Origin of the sequence: Zafaria sp. Z1313, from assembly GCF_050563205.1 — a bacterium.
Classification (GTDB): Bacteria; Actinomycetota; Actinomycetes; order Actinomycetales; family Micrococcaceae; genus JAZDCJ01.
In genome coordinates, this window is sequence record NZ_JBNWUK010000039.1 from 1 (window position 1) to 7,343 (window position 7,343).

Sequence of the window (7,343 nt, forward strand, 5' to 3'; positions counted from 1 at the left end):
CTCGACCCCGTGCTCGCCGCGGTGCTCCTCGATGAAGGAACACATCACCTCGACGGGCGGTCGAGCTCCGCCGCGAAGAAAGCCGAGGCCTGCCGCAGGATCGTGTTCGCCCGCCGTAGCTCACGCACCTCGCGCTCGAGCTCGGCCAACCTGGCCGCGTCCGTGGTGGTGGTTCCCGGCCGCACTCCACCATCGACCTCGGCCCGCGCCACCCAGGTGCGCAGTGCCTCGGGGTTGACCCCGAGCTGCTCGCCGATCCTGCGGTAGGCCCCGCTCCGGGTTGCTGGGTCCTTCCGCGCATCGATCGCCATCCTCGTGGCGCGCTCACGCAGTTCCTCCGGGTACTTCCTCTGGGCTGGCATGAATTCAATCCTTCCGGGTCATCGATGCCTCCATCAAACCCGGTGCGATTCAATCATCTCGATGACATCGGTCATCGCCTTTCCTTTCGGTCAGGCCAGGACCAGATACACCGTTCGTCTGACACTCCCCCCGCATGAGGATCGGCCTACGGGCGGGTGGTGGTGTGTCGCACGTAGGGTGAGTAAATGGTTGCGGACGCTGATGCGCTGTTGGTGGGTCCACGTGGTCGACGGTTGTGCCTTGAGATGGCGATGGATTTGAGCACGGAGGTCAGGTCAGCCGCGTTCTGGCTCGCCCATGACCTGGACCCGGGTAAGGGAACGTCCCGGGCGTTGTTGACTGCCACGTTCGGGGAGGTTGCGGCTCCGCCGCCGACGCCGTCCATGCCGGACCTCTTAACCGCCTTGGCGTCGCTCGACGTGACGCTGTCGGGCGCCGACGTGATCGATCGTGCTTTGGCCCGAGCGGTGGATACGTCTCGTCCGTGGCAGGAACCGGACGGCGAGGACGTCCTCGCGGCGCTCCCCGAGGTGAGAAGGGCCCTTCTCTCCGTCGCCCAGCACGTGATCACGTCGCCCTCTACACAGTGGTGGTCGCAGGGCCGGCAGGTCGAACAGTGGAGCATCGATTGGCGGTCGGCAGACGATCCGGCACCGTTGCCCAGGGAGCCATCACAAGCGCTAGCTGAATGGGCCCGCGGTACACGAGCCGAAGAGATTCGGGCCGAGAAGGAAAGACCCCGAGACCCTCATGCCAACTGGTCGGGGACGTGGTGGTCCTTCCCGCCAGGGACAATGCAGTCGGTCGGAAGGATACCGCTGGGGTTGAACCTCATCGAGGATTCCTTCGGCTGGGAGAACGCCACAGTCATCCCCGTGCGCGGTACCGGCCGAACGTATGAGGTGCGCACCGGGGCCGATTGGGTGGCACTTTGCCGTGAGTACCCCTTGGGGGTCACGGCATCGCGGCGTCATGACTGGTTTCGCTGTACCGGGCACGACGGCAGGTGGGTGATCCCGGACTGGGAGAAAGTCGCCGAGGGGTGGGATGCTGTGCACCTGACAGTCCTGGCTTACCTCAGTAGTGCCAATCGTGCGCTGCACGTCGACACCGGTACTTCGACGGTCATCGCGGGGTGGAACCCCGATACGACGATCTGGCTGACAGATGCTGCACGCGAGTGGGACATCCCACGCCAGGAATGGCAGCGCTCTGCCGATCAGGAGACTTGGAAGAACACCACACCCAGGGCCGACCAGTCCAACTGAAAGGTGTCCGACGGGGGATCCCCATGCGGACGCGACTGAACTAGGCGGTCAAACAAGTTTGCGATAATCCGGCTATTTGTCTCTGCTATTCAAACCTCGGTGTGCGGCCGGGGTGTTCGGTCCCGCACCGGCAGCAGGAGCGGTTGATCCCGGAGTGGTCAGCCGATTGGGGCTGGTTGCGGGGTGTCGGTCTGTTTCCTGTTTCGGTGCATCGGGCAGGCCGGGATGGCGTAGCGGCACAGCAGGACCGCGGCCACCGCACCGGAGCCCAGGACGCCGACGATGGCGCTTGCGGGGGAGGGCAGTTCCTGGACCAGGACGAAGACGCCCATGGCCAGCACGAAGAAGCCGAAGCCCTCGCGCAGGATGTTCTCGGGGATGATCCCCGTCAGCTTGGCCCCGATCAGCGAACCGACGATCGCGGCGGCGGTCACCCCGGCCACGAGCCCCCAGTCGAGCTGGACGCTCGTGAGGTAGCCGCCCAGGCCCGCGAAGGACTTCATGGCGATGACCACCAGGGACGTCCCGACGGCGGCCGGCATGGACAGCCCGCCCAGCAGCACCAGCGCGGGCACCACCAGGAAGCCGCCCCCGGCGCCGACGAGCCCGGTGACCAGGCCGACCACCAGGCCCTCGAGGATGACCTTGACGACGGGCAGCTTCTTCGCCTCGTCCCCACCGGAGGAGGGGGCCTTCCTCCGGCCCCGGATCATGGCGGCCGCGGTGGCGACCATCATCAGGGCGAAGGCGATCATCAGCACGGTGCCGGGGATGTGGCCGCCCAGCAGCCCGCCGCCGAAGGCGCCCGCCATGCTCGCCACTCCGAAGACGAGGCCGGTACGCCACTTCACCCTCCCCCTGCGGGCATGGAAGACCACGCTGACCAGCGAGGTGGTGCCCACCACGAACAGCGAGGCGGCGATCGCCTCCTTGGCGGGAAGCCCGGCCACGTAGGTGAGGATTGGGACGGTAAGGATGGACCCCCCACCGCCCAGCAGGCCGAGGGAGACCCCGATCAGCACCGAGAGCGCGAGGGCGACGATGAGCGTGACGGTCATAGATGGTCCTTGGGAGTAGGCAGGGCGGGGCTGGGAAGAAAAGGGCCCGACGGCGGCGCGGAGGGGGGGGTGCGCCGCCGCCGGGCGGTCTGGGTCAGCCCGCGGAGGGCAACTGCTGGATCGCGGACTGGGCGGTGGGCTCGGAGGCCGTCCTGTTCCAGGGCATCCTGGCCAGGACGTTGCCCATGGCGCAGGTGTTGGTGACGGCGGAGAAGCTCAGCCCGGCGCCGATGGCCCCGGCGAGCATGCTCACCTTGGGTGAGACGAGCTTCCCGCCCAGCATCCCGGCCAGCACGAGGGAGCCGGCGGCCAGGCGCACCTGGCGCTCCAGGGACCAGCGCTGGGCGCCGCGGACGACGTCCCCACCGGCGGCCTCGAAGGCGGGGACGCCGCCGGTGAGGACCGTGGCCTTCTCCAGGCCGGCGGTGTTCAGCCGGTGGCGGGCCTGCCCGGCGCGGACGCCGGACTGGCAGACCAGCACCACGTGGCGGTCCAGGCGCTGGGCGAGCTCGTCGGCGTGCTCGGACAGCAGCGGAAGCGGGACGTTGTAGGAACCCTTGATGTGCAGGCCCTCGAACTCCGCGGCGGAACGCACGTCCAGCACGATCAGGTCATCGTGGCGATCGATCCACTCGCGCAGAGCCGGGGCATCGACGTCGGTCAGGGCGGGGGTGAGGGAGGTCAAGAGGCTTCTCTTCCGTTCGTCTGAATATGACTCCATGAGTCTGCCACATACCCCCTAGGGTATGCAACACACCCCCGGGGGTATAGAATGGAGGGGACTGATATCCCCTCCACGACCCGAGGAGCACCTCATGGAACTCGACACCACCGAGCTCAAGCCGATCCTCAACAGGCTTAAGCGGGCCCAGGGTCAGTTGGCCGCGGTCACCCGTATGCTCGAGGAGGGCCGCGACTGCAAGGACGTGGTCACCCAGCTGGCCGCCGTCTCCAAGGCGCTGGACCGGGCCGGGTTCGCCATCATCGCCACCGGCCTGGAGCAGTGCCTGCGCACGGAGGACGGCTCCATGGACAAGGCGGACATGGAGAAGCTCTTCCTCTCCTTGGCCTGAGGCCTGGACTGCGGTTTCCGAGGCCCCCGGAGCATTGACCCGTCAATGCTCCGGGGGTTTTCGCGTGTCCGGGGGTATACAGAAGGGGCGCCCCTTCTGCGGACGGTCCGGTGGACCGGGCGACTCGTCAGCCGGTCGGCTGCCGGATCAGGCGCCGACCGGTTCCTGGGCGGTCCCCGAGGTCTCCGGCTGGACTCCGCTGCGGCGGGCCCACTCGGACCAGGCGCTGTAGCTGCCGTCGAGCTCGACGACGTCGTGTCCGGCCCGGCGCAGAGCGCTGGCGGCCACCGAGTTGCGCATCCCGGACTGGCAGTACGTCACGATGGTGCCCTCGCTGGGCAGCTGGTCCTGGTGCCACAGCACGCGGCCGGCGCTCAGCTGGCGCGAACCGGGGATGTGGCCCTCGGTGTGCTCGGTCTTGTTGCGCACGTCCAGGGCCAAGGCTGCGTCGAAGCCCTCGAGCTCCTCCGGCTGGATGATCCGCGGGGTGGTGGTCGGCAGGCCCTCGATCCCGGTGACGTACCCGGAGACGTGGTCGATGCCCACGCGCACCAGGTGGTCCCAGAACTGCTGGGCCTGCTCCTGGTCCTGGGCCAGCAGTACCAATGGGCGATCGTCCTTCTCGGGGTCGTAGGCCCAGCCGCCGTAGGTGGCCATCTTGCCCGGGGCGGGGATGCTGATCGACCCGGGAACGGTCCCGGCGTGGACCTCGTCCACGGGGCGGGTGTCCAAGAAGGTGACCTTGTCCTGCTCGAGGTCGCGGGCGACGTCCTCGATCGCCAGCTGCGGCAGCGGGGCACGATCGCCCATCACGGCCGGGCCGTCCCGGTTCTCGCGCTTCATGCGGCCGAAGTAGGCGTGGGCGTCCGGCTGGCCGGCCAGCAGTTCGTCGACGAAGCCCTGCTCATCGTCCTCGGTGACGTACTTGCCCCACCAGGCGTAGAGGCGCTCGTAGCCGACGGTAGAGGAGGGGATCGCACCCAGGGCCTTGCCGCAGGCCGAGCCGGCGCCGTGGGCCGGGTAGACCTGGACGTGGTCCGGCAGCGTCACGAACTTCTCCTTGAGGCTGCGGAACAGGTCCTTGGCACCGCCGAAGCGGGTGTCCACCCCGCCGACGGCCTCGTCCAGCAGGTCCGGGCGGCCGAGGTCGCCGGAGAAGACGAAGTCACCGGTCAGCATGTACCCCGGCTTGTCGCTGAAGGCGCCGTCGGTGACGAGGAAGGACAGGTGCTCGGGGGTGTGGCCGGGGGTGTGGACAGCCTGGACGGTGATGTTGCCGATCGTGATCTTGTCCCCGTCGTGCAGCAGGTTCGCCTCGAAGCCGTAGGTCCAGTCGGGGCCACCCTCACCGGAGACGTACATCTCGGCGCCGGTCTTGGCGGCGAGCTCGCGGGTGCCGGAGAGGTAGTCGGCGTGGATGTGGGTCTCGGTGACCGCCACGATGGTCATGCCGTTCTTCTCGGCCAGATCCAGGTAGGGGGCGAGGTCGCGACGGGCGTCGACCACGACGGCCGTGCCATTCTTCTGGCAGCCGATGAAGTAGCTGGCCTGGGCGAGGTCCTCGTCGTAGATCCGTTCAAGCAGCATGGAGTCTCCTTCGTTGGTTTACAGATACCCCCTCGGGTATCGGCTCTGAGTCGAGAGTAATACCTACGGGGGTATCCCGCAAGGAGACGCATGCTGGTAACTAATACCACCAGGGGTATATTCCGGAGGTTCGGCGATCGTTCGATTTGGTACGCCTCCGACCCTAGGACCTCAGGAGAAGGAGACACATCATGTGCCAGGCAGTGAAGTGCGCCAAGTGCGGTAAGACCACGTGGGCCGGTTGTGGCAACCACGTGGACCAGGTGATGAGGAACGTGCCGGTGTCCAACCGGTGCGCGTGCGACCGGAAGACCCCGCCGGGATGGCCGAGAGCGCACCAGCGGACCCCGGCACCAGTTGGCTGGGGCGCCTGTTCGGCCGCTGAGGCGGTGTGGGCGAGGAGCGGCAGGGCAAGTGACCCGCTAAGAGCACACGACCGCCCCAGTTATGCCACGTTCAAAATCCGACGGCACTGATGTCAGCAGTGCCTTCACTGATCCCCAGGGGGACGGCGACACTGTCCGTTTGGGGAACCCCAACCGGACACACCCGCTTCTAACCTGGGCACGCGCAAGCACGCCTTGCGGGGCGTCCCGAATACCCTGTCCGGTGGTCTGCCCGGTGACGGGGCGTTATGCGGCACACGCTTGGACAGGCGTGGCGGCATCCCCCAAACATGCGCCAGTACGTCAGGCTGGAGTACACCCCAACCTGACGTCAGGGAACCATTTCGACCCGCATCAAGATAGGGTCCGATTCTGTATTGTGTGACTTTCGGGGTCTGTCAGATTAACGGTGGATCTGGCCTGGCGCATTGTCAGTTGATTCGGCCTTCGAAGGTGATAGCGAAGGCGTTGAGCGCGGGCTTCCACCTCGTGACCCACCGTGCCCGACCTCGCCCCGTCGGGTCAAGCGACCGGGTCACGAGATACAGGCATTTCAGCGCGGCAGCGTCGTTGGGGAAGTGCCCGCGGGCACGGACGGCGCGCCGGTAGCGGGCGTTGAGCGACTCGATCGCGTTCGTGGAGCAGATGATGCGGCGGATCTCGACGTCGTAGTCCAGAAACGGGATGAATTCCGCCCATGCGTTCTCCCAGAGCTGCCGGATCGCGGGATACATGGTGCACCACTTCTCGGCGAACTCCTCGAACCTGGCCCTCGCGACAGCTTCGTTGACGGCGGTATAGACCGGCTTGAGGTCGCGGGCGATCTGGTCCCAGTACTTCCGCGACGCGTATTTGAACGTGTTGCGGATCAGGTGGATGATGCATGTCTGCACCGTCGTCAGCTCCCACGTCGTGTTGATCGCGTCCGGGAGGCCTTTCAGCCCGTCGCAGACGACGATGCAGACGTCCTCGACGCCGCGGTTCTTGATCTCGGTGAGCACGCCGAGCCAGAACTTCGCGCCCTCACCACCGTCGCCGGCCCAGATCCCGAGGATGTCGCGTTCCCCGCCCGTGGTGACGCCGACGGCGACGTAGAACGGTTTGTTGCGCACCTGCCCGTCCCGCACCTTCACGACGATCGCGTCGATGAACACCACCGGGTAGACGCGGTCCAACGGACGGTTCTGCCACTCGGTCATCTCCTCGATCACCTTGTCGGTGATCTTCGAGATCGTGTCCTTCGAGACGCTGGCTCCGTAGACATCGTCGAAGTGCGCCGCGACCTCACCGGTCGTGAGCCCGCGCGCGGTCAATGACAGCACGATCTCGTCGATCCCGTCCAGCCGACGCTGCCGCTTGCGCACGATCCTCGGCTGGAACGACCCCTCACGATCCCGGGGAACGTCGATCTGCACTGCACCGACCTCGGTCATCACGGTCTTCGCCCGCGTCCCGTTACGGGCATTCTCGCCGGTGCTGGGCTGGTGCTTGTCATAACCGAGGTGCTCGGTCATCTCGACCTCGAGCGCAGTCTCCAGCACCCGCTTCGTTAGCCCGGCGAGCAGCCCGTCCGGGCCGACCAGGCTGACGCCCTTCTCCTTCGCTTCC

General features: G+C 66.9%; 6 protein-coding genes, 1 pseudogene and 1 other annotated feature. Of the genes and pseudogenes, 2 read left to right on the plus strand and 5 right to left on the minus strand.

Features of this window, described 5'->3' with window-relative positions; all coding sequences use genetic code 11:
- Positions 1-84 (minus strand) — a sequence feature (AL1L pseudoknot). This feature is flagged as partial in the annotation.
- A pseudogene (locus ACQ3I4_RS16380) lies at positions 48-362 on the minus strand (transposase); the annotation flags it as partial. Its footprint overlaps the feature before it by 37 nt.
- Before the next feature lie 186 nt (positions 363-548).
- On the opposite strand from ACQ3I4_RS16380, the gene ACQ3I4_RS16385 reads away from it, so the two are divergent.
- Positions 549-1,631 carry a hypothetical protein gene (locus tag ACQ3I4_RS16385; RefSeq protein ID WP_430633921.1) on the plus strand — a complete coding sequence of 361 codons (1,083 nt, stop codon included), beginning with the start codon at positions 549-551 and terminating at the stop codon, positions 1,629-1,631.
- Positions 1,632-1,789: 158 nt separating this feature from the next.
- Here the strand turns inward: ACQ3I4_RS16385 and ACQ3I4_RS16390 are convergent, their stop codons facing one another.
- A complete protein-coding gene (locus ACQ3I4_RS16390) occupies positions 1,790-2,689 on the minus strand; it encodes a sulfite exporter TauE/SafE family protein (protein WP_309810075.1) in 900 nt (299 codons plus the stop codon).
- 94 nt (positions 2,690-2,783) lie between these two features.
- Entirely contained in the window at positions 2,784-3,374 is a 591-nt protein-coding gene (locus ACQ3I4_RS16395) for a rhodanese-like domain-containing protein (RefSeq protein WP_329864270.1), read from the minus strand.
- Positions 3,375-3,504: 130 nt separating this feature from the next.
- On the opposite strand from ACQ3I4_RS16395, the gene ACQ3I4_RS16400 reads away from it, so the two are divergent.
- Positions 3,505-3,762 carry a metal-sensitive transcriptional regulator gene (locus ACQ3I4_RS16400; RefSeq protein ID WP_309810070.1) on the plus strand — a complete coding sequence of 86 codons (258 nt, stop codon included), beginning with the start codon at positions 3,505-3,507 and terminating at the stop codon, positions 3,760-3,762.
- A gap of 147 nt (positions 3,763-3,909) precedes the next feature.
- Here ACQ3I4_RS16400 and ACQ3I4_RS16405 read toward each other — a convergent pair whose 3' ends face one another.
- Entirely contained in the window at positions 3,910-5,349 is a 1,440-nt protein-coding gene (locus ACQ3I4_RS16405) for an MBL fold metallo-hydrolase (RefSeq protein ID WP_329864272.1), read from the minus strand.
- An 817-nt stretch (positions 5,350-6,166) separates the two neighbouring features.
- A partial coding sequence (locus ACQ3I4_RS16410; protein WP_430633922.1) for an IS256 family transposase occupies positions 6,167-7,343 on the minus strand: 1,177 nt, incomplete at its 5' end.

Bases quoted from the DNA above. Each gene is read 5' to 3' on its own strand.
- ACQ3I4_RS16405 (WP_329864272.1), bottom strand. From the start codon at position 5,349: ATGCTGCTTGAACGGATCTACGACGAGGACCTCGCCCAGGCCAGCTAC.
- ACQ3I4_RS16385 (WP_430633921.1), top strand. From the start codon at position 549: ATGGTTGCGGACGCTGATGCGCTGTTGGTGGGTCCACGTGGTCGACGG.
- ACQ3I4_RS16400 (WP_309810070.1), top strand. From the start codon at position 3,505: ATGGAACTCGACACCACCGAGCTCAAGCCGATCCTCAACAGGCTTAAG.
- ACQ3I4_RS16390 (WP_309810075.1), bottom strand. From the start codon at position 2,689: ATGACCGTCACGCTCATCGTCGCCCTCGCGCTCTCGGTGCTGATCGGG.